We start from the raw sequence: 23,915 nt of genomic DNA, 5'->3' as shown, positions 1-23,915 counted from the left end.
GAATATCAGAAAGTTATGAGACGAAAAGCGATAGAAGAACTGTATAGATGGAAAGCGAGCGCTGACCGAAAGCCCCTCATCGTGCAAGGAGCACGTCAGGTGGGCAAGACATGGCTTATGAAAGAGTTTGCCAAAGAAGCCTACAAGAAGTGCGCTTACGTTAACTTTGAGGACAACGATATGTTGCGTCAACTTTTCGAACACGACTTCGACATACAACGTATCATCAACAGCATCCAATGGACAACGGGCGTGACTATTGACACCGACACATTGATTGTCCTTGACGAAATACAGGAAGCGCCGCGCGGAATAACCGCACTGAAATACTTTAAGGAGAAAGCCCCTGAATATCATGTCATGGCAGCCAGTTCGCTTCTGGGCATAGCCATGCACCACAACGACTCGTTCCCCGTCGGCAAGGTGGACTTCATGTATCTTTATCCTCTCTCGTTCTTCGAGTTTCTGGAAGCGGTCGGCGAGAAGCGGATGGTAGACCTTCTGATGTCGAAGGACTGGCAGACCATAACTATGTTCCGCGCCAAGTTTGAGGAACGTCTGCGCCAGTATTACTTTGTAGGAGGAATGCCTGCCGTGGTGGCGGCTTTTGCTGAGGACGGCAATCTGGAAAGAGTGCGAACCCTACAGAACGGAATATTGGATTCGTACGAGCGCGACTTCTCGAAGCATGCTCCGGCAATAGAGGTGCCGAGGATTCGTATGGTATGGCAGTCTATTCCTGCACAGCTGTCAAAGGAAAACCGAAAATTCATCTATGGCGTAGTGAAGGAAGGAGCACGAGCCAAGGACTTCGAACTTGCCATAGAATGGCTGAAGGACGCAGGACTGATATATAAGGTCAACAGATGCAAGAAGGGACAAATGCCGTTGGCGGCTTACGAAGACTTCGCCGCATTCAAGATTTTCATGTCTGACATCGGACTGATGGGAGCCATGAGCAAGTTGCCGCCACAAAGTCTGATAAACGGCAATGCTCTATTCACGGATTTCAAGGGAGCACTGACAGAACAGTATGTGATGCAACAACTAAAGACCAGCTCGAAGCTGTCCGTTTACTACTGGTCTGCCGATTCTTCACGTGGCGAGATTGACTTTCTCGTCCAGCGCGACAGCGACATAATACCCATAGAAGTAAAGGCGGAAGAAAACCTGCAAGCCAAGAGTCTGCGCTCGTTCATAGATAAGAACCCGGAGCTGCATGGTGTCCGTCTGTCCATGTCGCCGTATCGCGAACAAGACTGGATGACCAATTATCCGCTTTATTCAATACTGGCGATAATGTAAAAATAGCAAAAACTGCCCGATGTCCAATTATTTACATTATCTTTGTAATCTAATAAAAAACATAATAGCAAATGAGAGTACTTATCGTAAACACAAGCGAGAAGACGGGCGGGGCGGCTGTGGCTGCCAACCGCCTCATGGAAGCGCTGAACAACAACGGCGTGAAGGCGAAAATGCTGGTGGGTGAGAAACAGACCGACACGCTCACAGTGGTGCCGCTACCCCACCAACGACTGCGCCGCTTCCACTTTCTCTGGGAACGGCTGAGCATCTTCTGCCGACTGTACTTCTCAAGAAAGCATCTCTTCGAAATAGATACAGCCTCTTCCGGTACGGACATTACGGGACTGCCGGAGTTTAAGGAGGCTGACATCATACATCTCAACTGGATTAACCAAGGCATGCTCTCGCTCAGCGACATACGCAAGATTGTGCAGAGCGGAAAGCCGGTGGTGTGGACCATGCACGACCTATGGACGGCTACGGGTATCTGCCATTACGCCCGCACGTGTCCCTACTTCCGCTCGGGATGTCATAACTGTCATCTGCTGCCAGGTGGCGGTTCGATGAACGACCTCTCGAAGAAGATATGGGACAAGAAGAAACGGCTATACCACTCTTCCAACATCCACTTCGTGACGTGCAGCAGATGGCTGGAAGACCAGGCTAAGCAGAGCGCTCTGATGACCGGACAGCGCATCACGTCCATCCCCAACACCATCGACACGCGCGTGTTCTGCCCGACAGACCGCAAGGAGGCTCGTCTCCGGGCTGGTCTGCCCGCCGAAGGACGCATCATCCTCTTCGTGTCGCAGCGAGTGACGGACGAAAGAAAGGGCGCCGCCTTCTTCATTGACGCCATCAATATGCTCGCTGACAAGGACCCGGAGTTCGCCAAAAACACATCGGTGGCGATGCTCGGAGGTGCAGCAGAGGAGATATGCGAGCGCCTGAAGGTTCGCTCATTCCCGCTCGGCTACGTCAGCGACGAGCACACCATCGTAAGCATATACAACTCTGCCGACGTATACGTGCTGCCGTCGTTGGAGGACAATCTGCCCAACACCATAATGGAGTCGATGGCATGCGGCGTGCCAAGCGTGGCGTTCCGCGTGGGAGGCATACCGGAAATGATAGAGCATCGCCGCACCGGCTATCTCGCAAAGTTCAAGGACACAGCCGACCTCGCAGAAGGAATACGCTGGACGCTGAACGAAGCCGACCAGCAAAGCCTCCACAAAGCCTGCCTACACAAGGTGGCGCACGACTACTCGCAGCAAAGCGTAGCTATGAGATACATCGAGGTGTATAACGAAATGATAGCACTGAAGAGATACATTGTATAATTTCCAATGGCTTAAATAGGCCCAGAAAGGCCCAGTTAGGCTCAGCCTCAATCAAAAAAATCATGATAAAATTCAGCATAATAACTTGCACGTGGAATGCCGCGGAGGTGGTGGAGCGCACTCTTGAGAGCGTTCTGTCCCAGTCGTGGGCGCAGATAGAGCACGTGATAATTGACGGGGCTTCCAAAGACAATACCCTGCAACTCGTGGAAGCCTACCGAAAACGGAATGCAGAGGAAGAAACAGAACACGACATCGTGGTGGTCAGCGAACCTGACCGCGGTCTTTACGACGCTATGAACAAGGGACTGAAGTATGCCAACGGCGACTACGTGGTGTTCCTCAACGCCGGTGACGTGTTCCCCAACGAGAACACACTGGAGAACATCTCCAACGACGTGAACGAGCGATCGGACGGAAAGCTGCCCGGTGTGCTCTACGGCGACACCAACATCGTGGACAACAAGGGCACACTGCTCCATCCCAGACGACTGGCACCGCCGGAGAATCTGACATGGCGCTCGTTTAAGCACGGCATGCTGGTCTGCCATCAGGCTTTCTATGCCCGCACGGACATCGCCAAGGCGGAGCCATACAACCTGCGCTACCGCTTCTCTGCCGACGTAGACTGGTGTATACGTGTGATGAAGCGTGCAGAGAAAAACAACCTGCCCCTCCTCCGTCTGCCGGAAGTGGTGGCTAACTATCTGGACGGCGGCATGACCAACAAGAATCACCGCGCATCGCTGATAGAACGCTTCAAGGTAATGAGACACCACTACGGACTCTTCACTACCCTCGCCATGCACGCATGGTTTGTGTTTAGGGCGATGAAGGGGAAAAGGGAAGCCCAGAATTCATAGCATACAAGGCAAACATAGGACGCCATAGCATACAGTACAAACATAGGAGGCTATGGCGTCCCGCCATAGCCACGCACCCACGAACAACCAAACTGCTGTATAAGATGGTTGGTATATTGATATGGGAGGCTGCGTGGCTACGGCGAGGACGCCATAGCCTCCTATGTTTGCCTTGTATGCTTAAATATCAGTTCAAAAAAACGTTTATTCTTTCATCAATTCCGGCAGAATAAACACGGCATGCACCTTTTGTTTTTCATTTGGCGGAATAGCCATATAGTCGCGATAAAGGTCGCGGAGGTAAGCGTCGGTGTCATGCGGAGCCGAGAACGTCTTACCCTCGAAGGTTATTGTGGAGAGAGGGAAAAGCTGGTCGCGGCGGTGCATGATGCCATAACCGTTGTTGATGAGGACGTTGGAGAAGAAGGTGCCCGTCTTGCGAGTGGCAAACGCCAACTTCCACATCAACTTATAATACATGTATTTCGCACCGAAATAGAACAGCTCCATTACGGCTCGCCATGAATAGCGATGGGAATGATGAAGGATGGAGTAACACTTCGACATTCCCTTGCCATATTTCTTGCAGAACTTCTTCGACACGTTGGGATAGTCAATCATCGGGAAGATGTCCACGAACAGTCCCTTGCTGTAGTTGAGCGAGAAGTCCTCATTGCCTTCCACATAGAAGGAGTTGAGGTCGCGCACCTTCACAATAGGCTCTCTCGTGTCCTCCGTCTCGGGAGTCTGCAAGCGCAGACCCTCACGCAGTTCTTTCGGAGCAATCTCCACAAAGCGCTGCATGTCCTCAAGAGGCATGGCAATGTCGATGTCGTCGTCCCAAGGGATGAAGCCGCCGTGACGCACCGCACCAAGCAGCGAGCCACCGTCCAGCCAGTAGCGGATGGAGTGTTTGCGGCAGATGCGGTCAATTTCCTCCAGAATGGAGAGCTGCTTCAGCTGCGCACGTCGCAACTGCGTAAGCTTAAACTGTTCGAGATTATCCATAGATTTCACACAATTATCAGTTTTCAACCTTTCTTCTCACGTCAATCACCTGACCCGTACAGTCTGATGCGAGGGTGCGAAGCGTTGCCTCTGCCACACGTTCGGGCATGAGGAGCGTGTCGTCCGGCTCGATGCCGAAGTTCTTCTGACGCATCGGAGTCTTGGTACGTTCAGGGTTGATGCAGTTTATCTTGATGCCGTCGCCGTCCCATTCCTGCGCTACAGCCTGTACGAAGTTTACGATGGCAGCCTTTGTGGAAGAATAGATGCTGTAAAAAGCTCGACCACGTGTGTATGAACTGGAGGTGAAGAAGACGAGCTTGCCCTCGGTCTGCTTCAGGTAAGGATGAGCCTCAAGCGCCACGTTCACCGTTCCGAGATAATTGGTCTGTACGGCAGCCTGGATGGTGGCGTAGTCCATAGTGGTGAGCGGTTCCTTGTTGAGCACGCCAGCTGTGCAGATAACATAGTCGATGCGTCCTGCCTGCTCGTGCGCCTCGGTAAGTGCACGTGCCACGTCCTCACGCTGTCCCACGTCGATGCGGTTCTCGGAACGCGAGTAAGAGAATACGCGGGCGCCGCTCTGCTCCAGCATTTCCACGATGTTCTTACCGATGCCGTAACTGCCTCCGAATACCACAGCCACCTTGTCACGGAAGATATCGCCGACGTGCGATATGTCCTGCGGCTCCGTATTCTTCAGTTGGAAAAGCTTGTCGAGCATGTATGTGTCCTCGCGATAGGTGAGCTTCATGTTGCTCTCCTCGCCTCTAACCACGAAGACAGGCTCGTCAGAATACTTGCGCACTACGCCACAGTCGTCCGTTGTCTTAAACTGCGGGTCCTTGAGGGCACGCTCGTAAGCGTCGGCTATGAGCTGACGGTCGAACGCTTGCGGAGTCTGTCCGCGGCGAAGCTTCGAGCGGTCGGGAATGGAAGAGATATAGCCTTTGTCGTCCACCTCGATGATGGTGTCGGCAGAAGGGATGGCAACGTCGATGGCACGATGGTCCTTAAGCGCGTCGATGACGTCGTTAAGGATGCGCTGGCTGACAAGCGGGCGCACGGCATCGTGGAAGACGAGGTTGACGTCCTCGTCCTGATAGGCGCGGATGGCAGACAACGACGAGTCGTAACGCTCCTTACCGCCCTTAAGAATCTTCTTCACCTTGCGCCACTTGTTTCGCAAGACGATATTCTCGAAGTCGCTGATGAGCATCGGATTAGACACGATGGCAATCTCGTCAATGCGCGGATTACGCTCAAAGACGTCGACAGTGTGCTCCACTACCATCTTACCAGCCACCTTGAAGAACTGCTTTGGTGTGGACATGCCGAGACGTTCTCCTACGCCACCGGCAAGTATAACGGCTATGTTTCTTTTCATTGTATAGGATTTTGGGATGTAAAGTATATATAGTTCGGGATGTAAAGTTACACAATTATTTTGTGATTAGTATACTGCAAGACCGACAAGTCCGCAACCTATCATCACAAGTATGGGGTTGGCTTTCAGTTTTCGCGTCAGGAAGAAGGCGGCAGCGAAGAGTGCTACGCTTACGCCGAAGCGCAGATGGTCGGTCTGCCACGAGCCGAAGTTGTCGGCGTTCATGAGCAGAAGGGCTGCAGCGGCAATCAGTCCGATGATAGCAGGGCGCAGTCCTGAGAAGACGCTCTTCACCACGGGCGAGTCCTTATGCGTAAGAAGATAACGCGAGATGATAATCATGATGATGAAAGGCAGCCAGATTATTGACAGCGAAGCAATGACGGAGCCTGCCACAGCAAGCCATTGAGGATAGCCTTGATTGAGCACAGCCACGTAGCCGGCGTAGGTGGCGGCGTTGATGCCTATCGGTCCCGGCGTGGACTGGCTGATGGCTACGATGTCAGTAAACTCGGAATTGGTGAGCCATGCGTTCTTCACCACCACCTCGTTGTGGATGAGTGAGAGCATTGCATAGCCTCCACCGAAATTGAATGTGCCTATCTTTGTAAAGATGATAAAGAGCTTCAGGAATATCATTATATATGCTTTTTAGGCTGAGTGGTACGGTTTGAAGCCGTACATCCTACATTAAATTAATTCAAGCGACTGCTCAACTCTTCATTGCTGAGCGACACTCCCGTTATCTTTCCGTTCTGAATAAGGATATTGTCAGGAACGGAGGAGAATCCGAGCTTCTTGAAGAGCGTGCCGTCCACCATATTACCGTCGCAGACTGTGGGACAAGAGATGTTGTTCTGCTCCATTGTCTTCTTGCAAGTCTCCACCGAGGGATCGAGACAGATGCTCACGATGAGCGGCTTTTCGGCTTTGCCCTGCTGGTTCTGCAAGAGCATACGCAGCATACTAAGGCTGTTAAAGTTCCACGATGCCCATGCCACAACCACGGCATTGGGGGCAGCAAGGAGCTGTTTGGAAGATATAAAGGAGCCGTCAATGGTGGATGTGCGGAACTGCGGGAGGTTGGAGCCGACGTTTATAATGGCTCTTCCGCTTATCATTCCTTGCAGACGATGGACGTAACCGTTGTCAGGCTGTGCCGCTTCGATACGCTTGAGAAGCTCGGCAGCAGTACGGAGGTCCGGTCGGACATTGGCGATGAAGTAGCGACGGACGAGATACGGGCTGACAAGCGAGGCGGGATGGTCCTCCACGAACTGACGCGCATACTTGGCTTGCTCCAACGGCGAGGCGCTATGTATCTGCTCGCGGAAGGAGTTCATCAGTTCATTGTCCTTCGTTCCCTTCACGGTCATCTCCTTAAGGTGTGACGCGTCGCCCTTTATGTCCACCGACTTGCCGGGCTGCGCAAATACGGGCTGCTCGGTGAAGTTGGGGAAGACAATCATCAGAGTCTTCGGACTCGTACACTCCACGTTGTACGTGAAGCGTCCAGCCTGCACCTTTATGGTGTCGAGAGCCTTCTCGCCTCCCTCAAGACTGTAGACATAAAACTCGCCCTGATTGAGATTGAGCAAGCGGCCGTCTATCTTGAAGTGGTTGCCGTCCGTACCGCACGACGCAAGAGCAGCGATGGCGGCAACAGCTATAAGGGTAAAAAGGGCGTGTGTGATGGTCTTCATTTCGCTTTAATATATAAAAAGAAAGGACAAGCAGACAAGGGAGAGGCATTTCGCTTATCTCCTTGTCTGCTCGTCCTCTGTGTCTGTTATTGTTTTACTTTGCGGTTGTCCGCAAGAGTGATGTCATTACTTGAGAAGCTGCAACTCGAGGTCGTTCTCAGCATACTGCTTGAGAGACGGATCCTTCTGGAGAGCCTCCTTGAGGTATGAAGAAGCAGCAAACTTGTTGCCACGGCGTGCAGCAACTACAGCGTGCAGATAGTCTGTCATAGCGTTAGGATTCTCCACGCGGTCGAGAGTCTTGGCAGCAGCGTCATAGTTCTTGTTGAGGAGCTGTGCGAGAGCTGCTGTGTTGCTGTTCACCTTAGCGAAAGCCTTCTCAGCCTGAGCGTAGTCGCCCTTAGCGATGGCGAGAGTACCGATGGCCTGGTTTACAGACTCTGAACCTGAAGACTTGGCGATGGCACGCTCTGCGTCCTGTACGTTACCGTCGATGAGAGAGAGCAGACCGAGGTTGGCCTGAGCCTCCGGAGTGTTGGCACCGAGGCTTGCAGCCTTCTGCGCATACTCACGAGCCTTGGCTGTGTCGCCCTTAGCGAGAGCGAGAGCAGCGAGGTTGTTGTAAGCACGGTAGTCGTTAGGATATGTCTCTGCTGTCTTCTTGTAGATCTCCTCCTGCTTAGCTACCGGCTCGTCGAGTGTAGCAGAATAGAGAAGCTCGTCAGCGCTGAGCTTAGAAGCGTCCTCGCTGTACTGTGCCTTGATCTGCTCGTCTGAGCGACCGATTGTCTCATAGTTGATGATGAGACGTGAACGACGAAGCTCGGGGAGGATGCCGTCAGCGAGCTCACGGAAGCCGGCTGACATGTTGCGGATCTGCTGCTCACGCTCCTGCGGATCCTCGTACATAGAGAGCACGCGGAGGATTACCTCCTTGTCCTGGAGGTTGCTGGCTGCAACGAGCTTCTGGAAGCCGTCCCAGTCCTGAGCTGTATAGTGAGCGTCGATGTCAGCGTTCACCTTGGTCTGCTTCAGAGTGTTCTTAACATACTTCTCTGACTGATTCTTACGGTTGCCTGCGAGCTTATCGTTAAACTTGACGCCACCCTCAGGTGAAGCGTAAGCCTGGATTTCTACGTTCTGTACGTTGAAGCCCTCACGGTCAGCATTGATCTTCTTGAGCATCTCCACGAACTCCTTCACTGAGTTGTTCTTGAGCTCGCTCTTGCGGATGTTAGCCTGGTTGATGAGGAACTTGATGTTAGCCTCCTGCTTCTTCTCGTTAACGCGCTGGAATGTATCGGGAGCGATGCATCCGTTCTCAGAAGCGAGAGTCTTGCGATAAAGCTCAGATGTAGCGATAACGCCGTTAGCCACCTTCACTGCAGGTACCTTCTGCTGCTTCTTGCCGATGCGAGCGTCGAAAGTAAGATACATCTCGCTCTTCTGCATTTCGGGAACATAATCGAAAGCAGTCTTCATGGTGTAGCGTCCGCCCACCTTGTATGATATGGTCTGGTCGTTGCCCATTACCTTCTCGCCCTGGAATGTGGCGCTCTGGCCTTTAGCCACCTGACCGTCTGCATAGCGCAGCTCCGGTGTTACGGTAACGACAGCCTTCTTCTTCATGTACTTCTCAGGGAATGTGCCGTTAATGGTAGCGGGCACCTGTCCTGCCTGTGTCTCCAGCGGATTAGGAACTACTGTGAAGTTGTCTGCTGACAGAGGTCCAAGCTTAGAGCACGATGTCATCAACAGCAAAGAAGCTGCTGAGAGGAATAATAAGTTCTTTTTCTGCATTGTTAAAATAATTGTTATAAATAAAGATATGTTTGTTACAAATTACGTTCGTTGCGCAATATCACACTGCACAAGCTCTCATATACCATACAAAGTTAATGAAAGAAAAAGAGACAAGCGTCCTTTTCGCCGTTTTTTAAATATTTTTTGATAAATAACATCGTAAAGGAAAGAAATATAAGCAAACTTAGGAAAAAGATATGAAAAAATAAAGAAAAAGCAAACCGTAGGAGCTGCAGGCTTACTTGCACGCCACTCCTACGGTTTGCCATTAATTCGTAATTCCTAATTTCTAATTCACTACGGCACCATCACTTTCTTGCCGTTGGCAACGTACACTCCCTTGTGGAGCGGGATGATGCGGCTGCCGTCAACCTTGCCGTGAAAGACGGTCTGTCCGGCAGCGTCCACTACGCTCAGCTCCTGCGGCGCTGCTGCCTTGGCAAGGAGCTTGCCCTTTACCGTCTCGAGAGTGAGAGCCTCGTCAGCCTTTGCCGTTGTAACGGCTGTGGTGCTCTTGAAGTAAGGCACGAAGCGAATGTCGCCGTCAACGAGCTTGGCAGGTACTGTGTACTCGCCATTGGTGAACTGCGACGCCTTAACCGTCACTTCCTCCCACTGAAGATTCTCGCATACCGTGGCAGGTCCTTCGAGGTTATATCCATGACGAATCTTCACATAATCGAACTCGAATCCGGGTGCAGGCGAAGCCTTGATGGTGAATGCCTTATTGAACGGAGTGGTCTGACCCGTCACGGCATTGCCGTTGGCGAGGAGGATGTCACCGTTCAGACCGCCACCGTTGGCCTCCGTAGCTCTGAAGAGATTGACGTTGTCGGCATGCACGTTGATGCGCACGTCTACGATGGCACCGCCGTTATTGGTTATCATATTGGAAGAGCTGGTGTTGCCGCCCGGATCCACGCAGTCCCAGTCCACCTTATAGCGCATACGATAGAAGCCCGGATTGAGGTCTGCGGGGATGTCGAATGCCGGCGGCGTCACCTGAGGCTCGCCGCTGACGTAATTGCCGGCACTGTTATAGTTCTTAAAGTATGAGTATGCCATGAGGTCGCCCATGTCTGTTATGCCGCTGTCATCGTACGACACGTTGAACGCGCCGTCGTTGCCCTTGTCCAGATAAACGTATCCGCACATCCAACTGCCCTTCCATGTGAAACTTGGCGTGATTTCGTCACCCGGCTTTGCAAGCAGACAGTTGTCCATCTTGTTGACGTAGAGCGTACCAACAGACGACTGGTTGACATCAACCGTCTGCGCTCCGTGGCTGCTCGTAAGACCAATGGTGCTGAGATAACGGTCTGTACCACGTGTGTGCTTGGTGTTGTCCTCATAGTTGATGGGATAAACCTTCGTTGAGAAGAACGGATCGCGCTGTGAGCTGAGAACGATGTTATCCACATAAACGGCGTAGTCTTCGGTAAGGTTATGAGGCGAGTTGCGGTCTACAACGACAAGGAGGTTGTGGATAGTGATGCCGTTGGCGCCGGAAACGGGGAATACGATGTCCACCCACTTGCCAGCCTGCACCTTGCTGGACGGCGTGCTCCAGAACTGCTCCGTCTTCTTCGACTGCCATGGGCGGTCGTCGCGGTTGCCGAGTCCGATGAGCATCACATTGCCGTCCTTAGGCGAATACATCATCACGTGTACGTACTGCGTCTTCTTCGTCAAGGCGAACGGCTCCTTCAGCTCCACAAGGGCGCCAAACGTGTTGCTACCGTAGCGTGAGCGCTGTACGCCCAGAATCTTCGACGATTCGTTAGGCGCGAATCCCAGCTGTTCGTCCTCCTGGTTGAGGAAATTGCTGACCACCTGGCAGTTGCCCGTAAGCTTACCGGTGCGGAAAGGCGACTGCTCCCAGGTGTCGTATACACCGACCGATGCGTATGAGTCGGCGTTCTCGAAGTCGCACAGAGTCTTGTCCTGCTGTGCTGCGATGGTCATCGGGAAGATTATTCCCACCATGCATATATATTTCTTTAAGTTCATGATTTGTTAGCTTGATTGAGTTATGTAAGGATTAGTAGACGGAAAGGGTGTGGATAAGCGGACAAGCCTTGCTGTCGTTGATGGTGATGCGCACAGCCTTTGCCTTGTAGCCCGTGCCGTAGCTTGAAGCAGTCATGCCGTTAAGCGGAATGATGCGCTTGTAGCCGATGGTTGTGGTCTTGACGTTAGAGGCACGCTGCGTGAAGTTTACGCCGTCCTCGCTTGTCTCCACGGTGAAGCTCTTCACGCGCTGTCCGAGGCGGATATACTCCATGAGCGACACGTAACGCACGATCTGCGCCTCATCCCATGTGAGTGTGATGGTGGCAGAGGTGGTGCCGTCGTTGGGTGCCCAATATGTGTCCTTCTCGCTGTCAATCATGTTCGTGGCCTCATAGTTGCGGTTTGCTCCAGCGTCGCGAGTCTCGCTCACCTTGATGTTTGCCTTCAGCGCAAGGTCGGTGCCGAGACGGTCTGTGAGCAGCTTGCCCAGCTCAGCCATGCGGTTGACCGTTGCCTGCGGCAGTTCGCCGCTGCGGTCCGGCGGAAGGTTGAGGATGAGGGTGGCGTTGCGGCCTACTGTCTCCAGATACATCTGGAAAAGACGCTCGGCGGAGAGCACCTGCTCGTACGACTTCCAGAACCAACCGCCCGTGGTGGCCTTTGCGTCACTCTCGCCCGGATGCCATTTCCATCCGTTCTCGTCGCCGCTTTCAGCATCGCCCATAGCCCAGTTGGTCTCGCCGGCGTGACCTTCCTCGTTGCCAATCCAGCGTGCCTCGCCGCCTACGCCCCACATAACGGCATCGGGGAGGAGGTTATGGATGGAGTCGCGGAGGTTGGGGATGTCATAATATGTCTGCGCGTCATCGATGGTGCGCTTGGATGTGCTGGTCTTGCTGCCGTAGCCACCTGCGTGGTCGCCACCCGTTGCACCGTCAAACCACATCTCAAACTGTTCGTTGCCATACTTGGCAAGCTCCACGCATTGCGGAAGGAACACCTTCTTGGCATAGTTGTCCGTATAGCCGCCCTTGCCGTCCGGCTCGCCCCAGTACTTGCTCGACATGTCCCACGGCGAGATATAGAAGCCATACTTCATGCCCAACTGACGGGCAGCGTCAGCAAAGTCCTTCGGTACGTTGGTCTTCTTGGCATTCTCGCTGGAAGAGGAGGTTACGCAATGGTCGGTGGTGGCTGTAGGCCAGAGGCAGAAACCGTCATGGTGCTTCACCACGGCAATGCCGCCCTTCATACCTGCCGACTGTGCTGCCTTGAGCCACTGCATAGGATTGGGCACCTTGGGGGGCGCAAACGTCGACTCGCTCTCAAGACCGCTACCCCACTCTTCTCCAGTGTAGGTGTCCATGCCGTAATGGAAGAAAGCATAAAATTCGGTTTCGTTCCACTTCACCTGACGCTCGCTCGGAACGGGAAAGACGGGAAGAGGCGTGTTGTCGGGATCGTTGAGCGACTGCTCGACAAGCTTAAACTGGCCCTGTGCTTGCGACGTGGCTGGCATCATAGCAGCCATGCACAAAGCAGAGAGCAATACTGTGATTTTCTTCATTGCTTTAGCTTTAGTAGAATATATATATAATTAAATTTAGATGTTCAGTAAAAAAGGGATATAATGCAGATGCAAAGTTACTCATTTCTTTAGGATTAAGGCATTATCCAAGCAGTTTTTCCAGTTCGTTCTTATCCATACCCGTCATTGACGCAATAGTCTCAATATCCATTCCTTTAGCATACATTGTTTTTGCCACCATTGCTATTCCTTCCGCTCTTCCTGCCTCTATTCCCTCTTCTCTGCCTTCAGCACGGCCCTCCGCCCTGCCTTCTTCCTTCGCTGTATCCAATGAGTTCTTAATGTCGCGATATGCTTTAAGGCTATCCTCATATTCGCGCAACTCTGTAGGAGTGAAGCGGGCTATAGCCGCAGCATCAAACAGCTTGGTGAATATTTTTTCGCGTAGAGCAACAGGGCGGTTGTCAAGGCGCGACAGATTCTTGAGCACGTACATCCACTTGTCAGACAATGACGTAAGCTCTTCATCGGTCTTGTCAAATCGTCCTACTTCTACATACTTAAACATCAGTTTGGCGTTAAACACCTTATTGGTCTTCGTATCCATCAAGGCAATAGTATGGATTGTGTCTGAACTGTCGAAAGCCTCATCGCTCATCTTATAATTGAGCAAAGCAACAACATACACCTTCTTCAGACAGAAGTTCCAGTCTGAGCCTTTAGGAGCCTGTTCTCTGATAGGAAAGGTTGAATAGAAAAGCGAACGGTCTTTGAAGAATGTCTGATAGGCATTCTGCATCTCCACAATAAACTTCTCGCCTTTCTCGTTCTCACAATAAACGTCAAATATGGCCTTGCGCTCTGCATACACATCACCCACATTCTCACTATTGAGATACTTCACGTCCTTTATCACTTCCTCACCATCAAAGAGTGAGTTGAGGAAGTTGATAAGCAACTCCTTATTGGGGTCTGTGCCGAAGATTCGCTTAAAGCCGAAATCAGTCAACAAACTGATATATCGTTCTTCTGATTGTCTCATAACTAATTGTATTATAGCGTTAGGCAAAGATACAGCAATAAATCAGAATATTCAAGATTTTACACAAAAAAAATACGGCACCACTCTCGCCGAGCAACGCCGTAAAGCCTATGTTTAACTAAAAATCCTTTTTCGTAATTGAATGAAGAATCTCACGAATCCTCATTGGTTACCTGTTAAACAATCGTTCAATTTACCTTAAACCTAATAACTAAAAACCTAAATCTATTACTACTAACCTAAACAATCTATTAACCTTTTGACACTGCAAAATTACTATCTTCTCACCACCCTACAAAACATTTTCATTGAAAAGTTATACACCATATGCTTTTATTGATATATATCAATAGTGTGTGCTCGAACACACAAAATATTTAAACAAAATTAAAGGTTTAGAACTTAGAATATGTAAGCTACAAGGCGTTTTTGCTTACAGATAATAGGAAGGGAAGCGGACATCATGCCGACAGCACAATATTTGCATTTCTAATGCTCAATACTCCTCGTTCAGCGCACTAAGAAATCCTTGGTGCGAAATTTTCGAGTTTTAAGCGTGCAGCGACATCATGCTGACGCACAGCTGATTATACAACTGAGAGGCGAAGTGTGCAATGAATAACTGAGCTAAACAAGCCTCATAGGGTTGCAATAGTGCCACTTTTACACTCCAATAGCGCAACTTTTATCATATAAAAGAGCCACTTTTGCACTCTAATAGTGGCACTATTGGAGTGCAAAAGTGGCTGTATTGATAAATCAGGGTGTCTCAAACGCTGTAAAACCCCACAAAAACAGCAAGAAAAATCTCTAAAACCGATTTTTATTTTGTAACACATTCTTACCGTTTGTACGATATTTGTCTTGTGACAAGAAGACAGGTTGGTTTAGACAAGAAGACATGAAGACATGATTTTTTTAGACAGTAAGACAAGAAAACATGTTCTTTTTAGATTCCATAGCTCCTATGTAAGCTGCGGCTGCTACAGTTTGTACCGTGAGAAAAACATGTCTGCATGTCTAAAAACCCTGTCTGCATGTCTTCATGTCTAAAAAATCATGTCTGCATGTCTTCTTGTCTAAAAAATCATGTCTGCATGTCAAATCATCAGAACTTATTCCATTCCTTGATGGTTTCCACCGCACGGCGGACGATGCGGTTCTCCTCGTTCATGATGCGATAATACTCGTTCATGTCCCAGATGTCTCGGGCAACGAGCGCCTTCAGCTGCTGACGGAGCATGGGCATTGTCTTCTCCAACTCTGCATCGTCCTTCGGCTTGACGTTCGCCTTGGCAGTCTCAGCCATGATGCTGTCCGTAACGTAGGCAGGAATCTGGAAGTTGGCGTTGAAGCCATCGAAGGAGGCATATTTCTGGCGAAGCTCCTTGCGATGCTCATCGGTGTAACGCAGAGTGGCGTTGATGACCAATGATCGGGCTACGAGAGCACGATGAAGAGCCGTAAACTGTGTGGTGTCCAACGGCACGAAGTCGTCAGGCATAATGCCACCGCCTCCGTAAACCGTGCGATGACGGCGAAGCGTCTGGCACTTCAGCGAATCGGCGAAGCGAATGGAGTCGGCAGAATAAAGCTCGCCGTGCTTGAATCGCTTCTCGATATCATGGGCATAGTCCTCACGGTCACCCTTCTCGTATGGCTTCTGGATGCATCGTCCGGCAGGAGTGTAGTAATGCGCAATGGTAAGACGAATCATCGAACCGTCCTCAAACTCTATCGGACGCTGCACCAATCCCTTTCCGAAGGAGCGGCGACCGATGACCGTGGCGCGGTCGTGGTCCTGCATGGCTCCCGTGACAATCTCTGCTGCCGAGGCAGAATACTCATTTATGAGGACGCAGAGCTTCAGATCCTGCAGCTTGCCGCCTCCGTCCGCCTTATATTCCATGCGATTCTGCGCCTTGCCCTCTGTATATACAATAAGGTCACCCTTGCGTAGCAACTCGTTGGCTATGTCGACGGCAGCCTTCAGATATCCTCCTCCGTTGTCCTGGAGGTCGAGGATAAGGCTCTTCATGCCGGCACGCTTCAGGGAGTCGGTGGCTGTGACAAACTCGCCGTACGTCGTGGCACCGAACGATCCGATGCGGATGTAGCCCACGTGCGGACGAATCATATAATATGCGTCCAGCGTGTAGACGGGTATCTTGGCGCGGGCGACGGTGAAATGGAGCATCTCCTTCACGCCACGGCGCATGACACCAAGGCTGACCTTCGTGCCGCGCTTGCCGCGCAGACGGCGCATGATGTCAGAACGCTCCATCTTCACACCGGCTATGGTGGTGTCGTTGACGGTGATGATGCGGTCGCCGGCGAGGATGCCCACCTTCTCGGACGGACCCTTCGATACGGGCTGGATGACGAGGAGCGTGTCGCTCACCATATTAAACTGGATGCCGATACCGTCAAACGATCCCTGCAGAGGTTCGTTGAGAGCCTTCGTCTCCTTGGCTGTGGTGTATGAAGAATGGGGGTCGAGTCCCTTGAGCATGCCGCGTATGGCGTCCTCCACGAGCTTGTCCTCATTAAGCGTGTCGACGTAAAGACGATTGATGGCAAGCTCGGCAATCTGCAGTTTACGCAGCGGATTGTCGTGCTGTGCCGAGGCAATGGCTACCACAAGCAGTGGTAGCATAAGAAGAATGTATTTCAGTCGTTTCATTTTTTATTTTATAATACGCTCAGACGCGGAAACAACGAATTTATCGAATTTACGAATTAAAACATATTATAAAATCTCAATCAACAATTCGTCAATTCGTTTAAATTCGTTGTTTCGCCGTCTAAGGCATATCTTTGTCATTTACTTAATAATTTCCTCTTCCGGCAAGTCCTCCTCCACGACAAGATTGTCGATGATGAAGTTCTGTCGTTCCATGGTGTTCTTTCCCATGTAGTATTCGAGGAGCTTCTGCACCTGGTCTGTCTTGTGCAACGTCACCTGCTCGAGCCTCATATCGGGTCCGATGAAGTGAGCGAACTCGTCGGGCGAAATCTCACCAAGACCTTTAAATCGGGTTATCTCTGGGTCAGGACCGAGGTCGCGGATGGCCTGTTGGCGCTCCTCCTCGCTGTAGCTGTAACGTGTGATGAAGTCACTCTTGCGCTCCTTGCCCGTGAGACGTGCGTCAGCCTCAGCCACCACCTTCTTGTTCTTTATCTTCGTGCGTCGGTTGCGGACGCGGAAGAGCGGTGTCTGGAGCACGTAGACGTGTCCTTTCTTTATCAGGTCGGGGAAGAACTGGAGGAAGAAGGTGATGATGAGGAGGCGGATGTGCATGCCGTCGACATCGGCATCGGTCGCAACAATCACCTTATTGTAACGCAATGTGTCGAGTCCGTCCTCGATGTCGAGGGCTGCCTGGAGCAGATTGAACTCCTCATTCTCGTATACCACCTTCTTGGTCAGTCCGTACGAGTTGAGCGGCTTGCCTCGCAGGGAGAACACAGCCTGCGTGTTGACGTCGCGACTCTTCGTTATTGAACCGCTGGCTGAATCGCCCTCGGTGATGAATATGGCAGAGTCTTCCTTGCGGTCGTTCTTGGCATCGGAGTAATGGATGCGGCAGTCACGCAACTTGCGGTTGTGCAGGTTGGCTTTCTTGGCTCGCTCACGCGCTATCTTCGTGACACCAGCCATTGCCTTTCGCTCCTTCTCGCTGCTTGAGATCTTCTGCTGCATCACCTCTGCCACATCGGCATGGATGTGCAGATAGTTGTCCACCTCCTGCTTGATGAAGTCGCCCACATACTTGTTGATGCTCTCTCCGCCCGGAGCCATCTGCAAAGATCCGAGCTTAATCTTGGTCTGCGACTCGAACATCGGCTCCTCCACGTTGATGGCAATGGCAGCCACGAGGCCGTTACGGATGTCCGTAAACTCGTAGTTCTTCGAGAAAAACTCCTTTATGGTGCGTGCGATGTGCTCCTTGAAGGCGCTCTGATGGGTGCCGCCCTGCGTGGTGTGCTGTCCGTTGACGAAGGAATGATATTCCTCGCCGTACTGGTCGGTATGCGTAAAGGCTATCTCGATGTCCTCGCCCTTCATGTGTATGATGGGATAGAGCGGTTCGGTGGTCATCGTGTCTGTGAGCAAGTCGGCAAGTCCGTTGCGCGACATGATGCGCCTACCGTTATACATGATGGTCAGACCGGAGTTGAGATAGGTGTAGTTGCGGAGCATCGTCTCCACGAAATCGTCATGGAACGAGTAGCCGACGAAGAGTGTAGGGTCAGGCTGGAAGAAGATGTACGTTCCGTTCTCGTCCTCCGTAGGCTCCGTGACGTCGCTCTTCAGCACGCCACGCTCAAAGACGAGCGCCCTCACCGTGCCGTCACGGTAAGAGCGTACCTCGAAGCGGGAGCTGAGCGCATTGACCGCCTTTACGCCCACACCGTTCAGACCCACGCTCTTCTTGAACGCCTTCGAGTCGTATTTTCCTCCGGTGTTGAGCATGCTGACCGCCTCAACGAGCTTGCCCTGCGGGATGCCGCGTCCGTAGTCGCGGACAGAAACGCTCTTGCGTTCCTCCACGTCCACTTCGATGCGCTTTCCGGCGTTCATCTTAAACTCGTCGATGGAGTTGTCCACCACCTCCTTCAGCAGGACGTAGATGCCGTCCTCAGGCAGGTTGCCGTCGCCGAGTCGTCCGATGTACATACCCGGACGCGTGCGGACATGCTCCATGTCGGAGAGGTGTCGGATGTTGTCGTCGGTATATTGTACTGTTGGTTTCTGGATTTCTTCTTCCATATCTGTTTGTTAGTTGTCGGGATGTTGATGTTCTTACTGGATGGGTTTCTTATAGCAGCGTCTTCTCTTGTGGCACTCACGCTCGAGATACTGCCACTGTCCCTGCACCTTCTCGTTTGTCTCCATCTCGACATGCGTCTCGCCCCACTCGAAGCCATACTTCTGATATCTTGGGATGAGGTCGTAAAAGAGGAGAGCGTTGGCGCCCTTTGAGCGATATTCGGGCAGAACGCCGACGAGAAGCAGGTCCACAACCTTGGTCTTGTGCTGCTTCAAGGCACGGAGGATGTGAATCCATCCGAAGGGGAAGAGGCGCCGCGGCGGCACTTCTGGAGCGCTCTGGTCAGCGACGGCAGCGTGATGCCCACACCGATGAGCTTATGGTCGGGCGTGTTCCAGTCCTCGATGAGCGAAACGAGACTGAGGTCAATCATCGGCAGATACATCTTGACGTACTGGTCGATCTGGCGCTGTGTAAGCGTAGAATATCCATAAAGGTCCTTGAACGTGGCGTTGATGACGTCGAAGATGCGCTGTCCGTATCCGTTTTCGCCGAAAATCTCGTCCTTTTTGAGTTTCTTGATGTGGAGATTATATCGCTTCTGAATCATCTCCGCCACCTTGGCGTACTTCTCCGGCATCTTCTCGGGCACGTAGAGCTTATACTCCACGTAGTCGTTGTCTTTCACCCAGCCGCCCATGCGCTCCATGTGCTCAGGGTAATAGGCGTAGTTGTAGGCTGTGGCCTGTGTGCCAAGCTCCTCAAATCCCTTGATAAGCATTCCCTCAGGGTCCATGTCGGTGAATCCGAGCGGGCCTACAATCTCGGTCATTCCCTTGGAACGTCCGTAGTCTTCCACCGCCTTGAGCAGAGCCGTGGATACCTCAATGTCGTCCACGAAGTCAATCCATCCGAAGCGGACAGCCTTTATCTGCCACTTCTCGTTGGCGCTGTTGTTGATGATGGCAGCCACACGGCCTACCACCTTGCCGTCACGGTAGGCGATGAAGTATTCTGCCTCGCAGAAGTCGAATGCTGCGTTCTTGTCCTTGCGGAGCGTGTTCACCTCGTCAGTGTAGAGGTTAGGCGCATCATAGGGATTGCCTTCATAGAGGTCGTAATGGAACTCGATGAACGTTCTCAAGTCGCGTCGCGACTCCACTTTCTTGATTTCTATTGCTGACATGCTGTTTTCTTCTTTTTTGTTGATATATCGCTCCGGCATGCTTGGGGCGTTTCGGAGCCGTATCACTTTCTTTTATAAAGTCTTATGAAATGTCTTAATTTGCAAATATACTGAAAAATGAGCAAACTGACGAACCTTTGTCTTAGATTTGTTGTTATTCAGGCTGTTTTAGACTGTTAAGCCCGTTTTTCTCTGCTTTATGTCACTCCTTATGCGTTATGAGAAGCACATGCTCGCCGCCGTCTGTGGTGGTGGCGAAGATGTAGGTGTTGCCGCCGTCTTTCAGCTTCAGCTTCTTGCGCAATACAGCCACGGTCATGGGGAAATTTCGCACGGTGATGTTGGCATTTGTGACATTGCGCAGCGCCTCTTTCAGCTGTCGTTTGTTGAAGGACGTGACGGTGTCTACGGCAAACCGTCTGCCGGGGAAGCCCTGGATGAGCTGCTCGGAGGTGAAGAGGTGGCTGTTGTCGCTTATCTGGCGGGCACCGAACGTAAGCTCCAACTCTCGGAAACATCCCGCTTTCATGACCGAAGCGTTAGGCTCATAGAGGTAAGAAGGGGTGTGGTCGGCGCTGAGAAGGGGCGACAACGCTGCGCTCTGCGACATGAAATGGTCTTGCTGCGACGCTGCATCAGTAGGCTGCTGTATGTCTATCGCATAACCACCGTCTGATGTATAGCGGAAGGAGAAGGATGACGAGGGGAGGTCGGCGCATCTTACGACTACGTAATCGTGCTTGGCAGCTTGCGTATTGTCGGCCTTATGCGCATCTCCGCGCTTCATGTCGAGGGTAAGCAGCAGTTCCTTGCACTCTCCGTCCACAGACACTATGTCTACGTCGGTGACAAGAGGATGGAGGTCAGAGACGGCTTTGTGCCAGTCGAGCATAGGCGAAAGCTTTATCATCACGAAGCGTGCCTTGCGACGGAGGTCAGGAAGCAGTTCCATCACGTCCGGCGTGCAGTCAGAAATGGCAAAGGTTCGTGCTCCGTGGGCATCACGGCGTGCAGGGTCGATGAATATAAGGGTCTGAGGGTCGATGGTACGTAGCTGCTCCACGGCATCGCCGCACACCACTGTGGCGTTGTCGGCACCGAGCACCTTGAGGTTATGCTCAACGACTTGGCACAGTTCGGCGTTGCGCTCAGTGTATTGCGCACGGCGGAAGTGGCGCGAAACGAAATAGAAATCAACGCCGAAACCGCCCGTAAGGTCCGTCATGGAATCCCCGTAGCCTTTGTCCGAAGCATCTTCCTCGCCCTTAAACGAATCTAAAAGCCGATGAACAGCCTCAGCCTTATACAGCGCCGTAGCCTCCGAAGAGCATTGCTCCATGGAGAGGTGTGGCGGATAGACGATGTCTTGGTTGGCAGCGAAGGACGGCAACTTGCGTCTTGCCGCCTGCCATCCCTGTATCTGCGAGAGGGCATAGGGCATGTCTACGTCCGGGAAGCGCGATGCCTGAAGAGCAAGCTGGCGAGGATCGTCGGTGTGATGGGCAACGATAAATTCGGCTGTTGTCATGAAAGATGTTATTCGTTGATTGATAATTGTTTTGCGGGTGCAAAGTTACTACTTTTTAATATGTCTGAGAGATATAAATGATGTATTTTGTGTTCGATATGTAAGATTGAGATTGCAAAATACATATATAAATAAAAATACAAAGAAAAATCCTGCTATTTTTTTTGCCAATTACGGTTCCTTTGCTACCTTTGCCAAAGATTGCACAATGAACGGTCATTTGCGCAATTTCCATGACAAGACTCTTATACACTTAAACAAAAAATATGGAACCTATCTTTAACTTAAAATCCTTGCCCGAGCGTCTGCGTTCGCTTGGAAAACGCGTTACAGTAGCTGTAGCATGTCCTGCTGACTCACACACTGAAGAAGTGGTGGAGCGTAGCATCCGTGAAGAAATCGCCGACTTTATCCTTGTCGCTGTGGCAGGTAAAGAGGCAGTGGCTAAGCGCCTTCTCGCCGATTATCCCGAACACGTGGTAATCATTGACGCTGAAGACGATGACGACGCTGCCCGTAAAGCTGTGTGGGAAGTACACGAGGGACGTGCCCAGGTATTGATGAAAGGTACCATTAACACCGACAACCTCCTGCGTGCAGTGCTCAACAAGGAGCGTGGCATCCTCATCAAGGGCAGTGTGCTGACACACATCGCCATCGCAGAGACTCCGCAGATTCCGCACCTCCTCTTCTTCTCTGACGCAGCAGTTATCCCCTACCCCACATACGAGCAGTTTGACGCCATCGTGGGATACATCACCGACACATTCCGTAGCATCACCGGCAAGGCTGTTCCACGCGTTGCCCTCACACACTGCACGGAGAAGGTAAGCGAGAAGTTCCCGCTCACACTCAGCTATGAGCAGATCAAGGCTGACGCCGCCAACAAGAAGTACGGCGAGGTGGAGATTGCAGGACCGATGGACGTAAAGACTGCTTGCGACGCAGAGAGTGGTGCTCTGAAAGGCATCAGCTCGCCGGTTGTAGGCAATGCCGACATCCTCGTTATGCCTGACATCGAGGCAGGCAACACCTTCTATAAGACACTCACACTCTTCGGTGGCGCCACAATCGCCGGTATGTTGGCTGGTACGACTGTTCCGGTAGTGGTTACGTCACGTGCCGACTCGGCTGACTCGAAGTTCTACAGTCTGGCTGCCGCTTGTCTGAAGGCTTTGAGATAAATCCTCACACAGCAAACCCCTTTGAATAACCCCAAACAATAAAAGAAAAACATAATCAACAATGAAAAGAATATTTGTCATCAATCCTGGCTGTACATCCACAAAGGTGGCAGTATACGAGGACGAAAATCCCGTTTGGACCTCCGACGGCTTACATGACCCAGCAGAAATAGATAAGTTCTCTACCATCAACGAGCAGTATGAATATCGCAAGGACTTCGTGCTCAACCTTCTTAAGGAGGCTGGCATTCCCTTGAAGTTTGACGCTGTCATCGGTCGTGGCGGTCTGCTGAAGCCGCTTCAGGGTGGCGTTTATGCCATCAACGAGCTGATGAAGAAGGACCTCTGGAACGCCAAGCACCAGCACGTATGCAACCTCGGTTCGCTCATTGCTGACGAGATAGCACACGAGTGCCACTGTCCTGCTTTCATGGCTGACCCCGTGGTGGTGGACGAGATGATGACACGTGCACGCTATACTGGTCTGCCATTCATGAAGCGCGAGTCAATCTTCCACGCTCTTAACGCTAAGGCTGCCTCACGCCGTTACGCCCGCTCCATTGGCAAGCGTTACGAGGAGCTCAACCTTGTGGTGGCTCACCTCGGTGGCGGCATCTGCGTATCAGCTCATCATAACGGTAAGGTTATCGACGTAAACAACGCCTTGAACGGTGAGGGTCCGATAGCTCCCGAGCGCTCTGGCACACTGCCCGCAGACCAGCTCGTTCGTCTTTGCTTCTCTGGCAAGTACACACAGCACGAGGTGATGAAGATGCTCTCAGGCAACGCCGGTTGTCAGGCTCTCCTCGGCATGAAGGACATGAGAGAGATAGAGCGTCACGCTCTGGCTGGCGAGCAACCGTTCGCTGAAGTGCTGGAGGCAATGCTCTATACCGTATCAAAGCAGATTGGCGCAATGGCTGTGGCTCTCTGGGGCAAGGCAGACGCCATCATCCTCACGGGTGGTATTGCACACAGCAAGTACTGCGTGGAGGAAATCAAGAAGCAGGTGGAGTTCCTCGCTCCCGTCGTGGTGCTCCCCGGCGAAGGCGAAATGCGCTCGCTCGCATTCAACGCTCTCGGCGCTCTCAACGGAGAACTGCCCATCCAGGAGTACGTGTAAGGAATTAGGAGTTAGGAGTTAGGAATTAGGAGTTGGGAATTTACAATTGGAAATTACAACCTCTGAAATAAACTTCTGATTCAGGAATAAAACAATAGGAGTTGTTCAGGATTAGGCATGA

At 51.8% G+C, this 23,915-nt stretch carries 16 protein-coding genes and 1 pseudogene; 5 read left to right on the top strand and 12 right to left on the bottom strand.

Translation table 11 applies throughout. From position 1 onward, the window contains the following. Nucleotides 1–15: 15 nt before the first annotated feature. From CHL74_RS03005 to CHL74_RS02995, 3 genes are all read left to right on the top strand, one after another. Complete coding sequence (locus CHL74_RS03005) at nt 16–1,305, top strand: ATP-binding protein (protein WP_094879643.1); 1,290 nt, start codon at nt 16–18, stop codon at nt 1,303–1,305. 71 nt (nt 1,306–1,376) lie between these two features. Continuing rightward, nucleotides 1,377–2,651 (top strand): glycosyltransferase family 4 protein, encoded by a 1,275-nt coding sequence (locus tag CHL74_RS03000; RefSeq protein ID WP_094879642.1) that lies wholly within the window; start codon nt 1,377–1,379, stop codon nt 2,649–2,651. 62 nt (nt 2,652–2,713) lie between these two features. Continuing rightward, a complete protein-coding gene (locus CHL74_RS02995; protein ID WP_094879641.1) occupies nt 2,714–3,514 on the top strand; it encodes a glycosyltransferase family 2 protein in 801 nt (266 codons plus the stop codon). A gap of 204 nt (nt 3,515–3,718) precedes the next feature. Here the strand turns inward: CHL74_RS02995 and CHL74_RS02990 are convergent, their stop codons facing one another. The 12 genes and pseudogenes from CHL74_RS02990 to CHL74_RS02935 form a co-directional block, all read right to left on the bottom strand. Further along, nucleotides 3,719–4,522 (bottom strand): LicD family protein, encoded by an 804-nt coding sequence (locus tag CHL74_RS02990; RefSeq protein ID WP_094879640.1) that lies wholly within the window; start codon nt 4,520–4,522, stop codon nt 3,719–3,721. Nucleotides 4,523–4,538: 16 nt separating this feature from the next. Continuing rightward, nucleotides 4,539–5,909, bottom strand: coding sequence for a 2-C-methyl-D-erythritol 4-phosphate cytidylyltransferase (gene ispD, locus CHL74_RS02985; RefSeq protein WP_094879639.1), 1,371 nt, complete (start codon nt 5,907–5,909; stop codon nt 4,539–4,541). 66 nt (nt 5,910–5,975) lie between these two features. Then, entirely contained in the window at nt 5,976–6,548 is a 573-nt protein-coding gene (locus CHL74_RS02980; RefSeq protein ID WP_094879638.1) for a chromate transporter, read from the bottom strand. A gap of 56 nt (nt 6,549–6,604) precedes the next feature. After that, the gene (locus CHL74_RS02975) at nt 6,605–7,612 is read right to left on the bottom strand and encodes a DUF4369 domain-containing protein (protein ID WP_094879637.1); all 1,008 of its coding nucleotides are present in this window, start codon (nt 7,610–7,612) and stop codon (nt 6,605–6,607) included. A 126-nt stretch (nt 7,613–7,738) separates the two neighbouring features. Continuing rightward, complete coding sequence (locus tag CHL74_RS02970; RefSeq protein WP_094879636.1) at nt 7,739–9,412, bottom strand: tetratricopeptide repeat protein; 1,674 nt, start codon at nt 9,410–9,412, stop codon at nt 7,739–7,741. 300 nt (nt 9,413–9,712) lie between these two features. Continuing rightward, nucleotides 9,713–11,425: a hypothetical protein gene (locus CHL74_RS02965; RefSeq protein ID WP_094879635.1), complete on the bottom strand. Its 1,713-nt coding sequence runs from the start codon at nt 11,423–11,425 to the stop codon at nt 9,713–9,715. A gap of 31 nt (nt 11,426–11,456) precedes the next feature. Then, nucleotides 11,457–12,995 (bottom strand): alpha-L-fucosidase, encoded by a 1,539-nt coding sequence (locus tag CHL74_RS02960; RefSeq protein ID WP_094879634.1) that lies wholly within the window; start codon nt 12,993–12,995, stop codon nt 11,457–11,459. A gap of 103 nt (nt 12,996–13,098) precedes the next feature. Next, nucleotides 13,099–13,998 carry an Rpn family recombination-promoting nuclease/putative transposase gene (locus CHL74_RS02955; protein ID WP_094879633.1) on the bottom strand — a complete coding sequence of 300 codons (900 nt, stop codon included), beginning with the start codon at nt 13,996–13,998 and terminating at the stop codon, nt 13,099–13,101. Nucleotides 13,999–15,106: 1,108 nt separating this feature from the next. Beyond that, nucleotides 15,107–16,681, bottom strand: a complete 1,575-nt coding sequence (locus CHL74_RS02950; protein ID WP_094879632.1) for a S41 family peptidase — start codon at nt 16,679–16,681, stop codon at nt 15,107–15,109. Between the two features lie 141 nt (nt 16,682–16,822). Further along, the gene (locus tag CHL74_RS02945) at nt 16,823–18,772 is read right to left on the bottom strand and encodes a DNA topoisomerase IV subunit B (RefSeq protein ID WP_094879631.1); all 1,950 of its coding nucleotides are present in this window, start codon (nt 18,770–18,772) and stop codon (nt 16,823–16,825) included. Nucleotides 18,773–18,805: 33 nt separating this feature from the next. Further along, nucleotides 18,806–19,959 (bottom strand): annotated as a pseudogene (locus CHL74_RS02940) (N-acetyltransferase). Between the two features lie 202 nt (nt 19,960–20,161). Beyond that, entirely contained in the window at nt 20,162–21,487 is a 1,326-nt protein-coding gene (locus CHL74_RS02935) for a class I SAM-dependent methyltransferase (RefSeq protein WP_094879630.1), read from the bottom strand. A 266-nt stretch (nt 21,488–21,753) separates the two neighbouring features. On the opposite strand from CHL74_RS02935, the gene CHL74_RS02930 reads away from it, so the two are divergent. Together CHL74_RS02930 and buk are read left to right on the top strand one after the other, a co-directional pair. Further along, the gene (locus CHL74_RS02930) at nt 21,754–22,671 is read left to right on the top strand and encodes a phosphate acyltransferase (RefSeq protein ID WP_094879629.1); all 918 of its coding nucleotides are present in this window, start codon (nt 21,754–21,756) and stop codon (nt 22,669–22,671) included. A 61-nt stretch (nt 22,672–22,732) separates the two neighbouring features. Further along, the gene (gene buk / locus CHL74_RS02925; RefSeq protein WP_094879628.1) at nt 22,733–23,794 is read left to right on the top strand and encodes a butyrate kinase; all 1,062 of its coding nucleotides are present in this window, start codon (nt 22,733–22,735) and stop codon (nt 23,792–23,794) included. The last annotated feature ends 121 nt before the right edge of the window (nt 23,795–23,915 follow it).

It is taken from the genome of Prevotella sp. 885 (genome assembly GCF_002265625.1).
Classification (GTDB): Bacteria; Bacteroidota; Bacteroidia; order Bacteroidales; family Bacteroidaceae; genus Prevotella.
The sequence above is the reverse complement of the archived record's forward strand: the minus strand, read 5'-3'. Positions and strand labels throughout refer to the sequence as shown.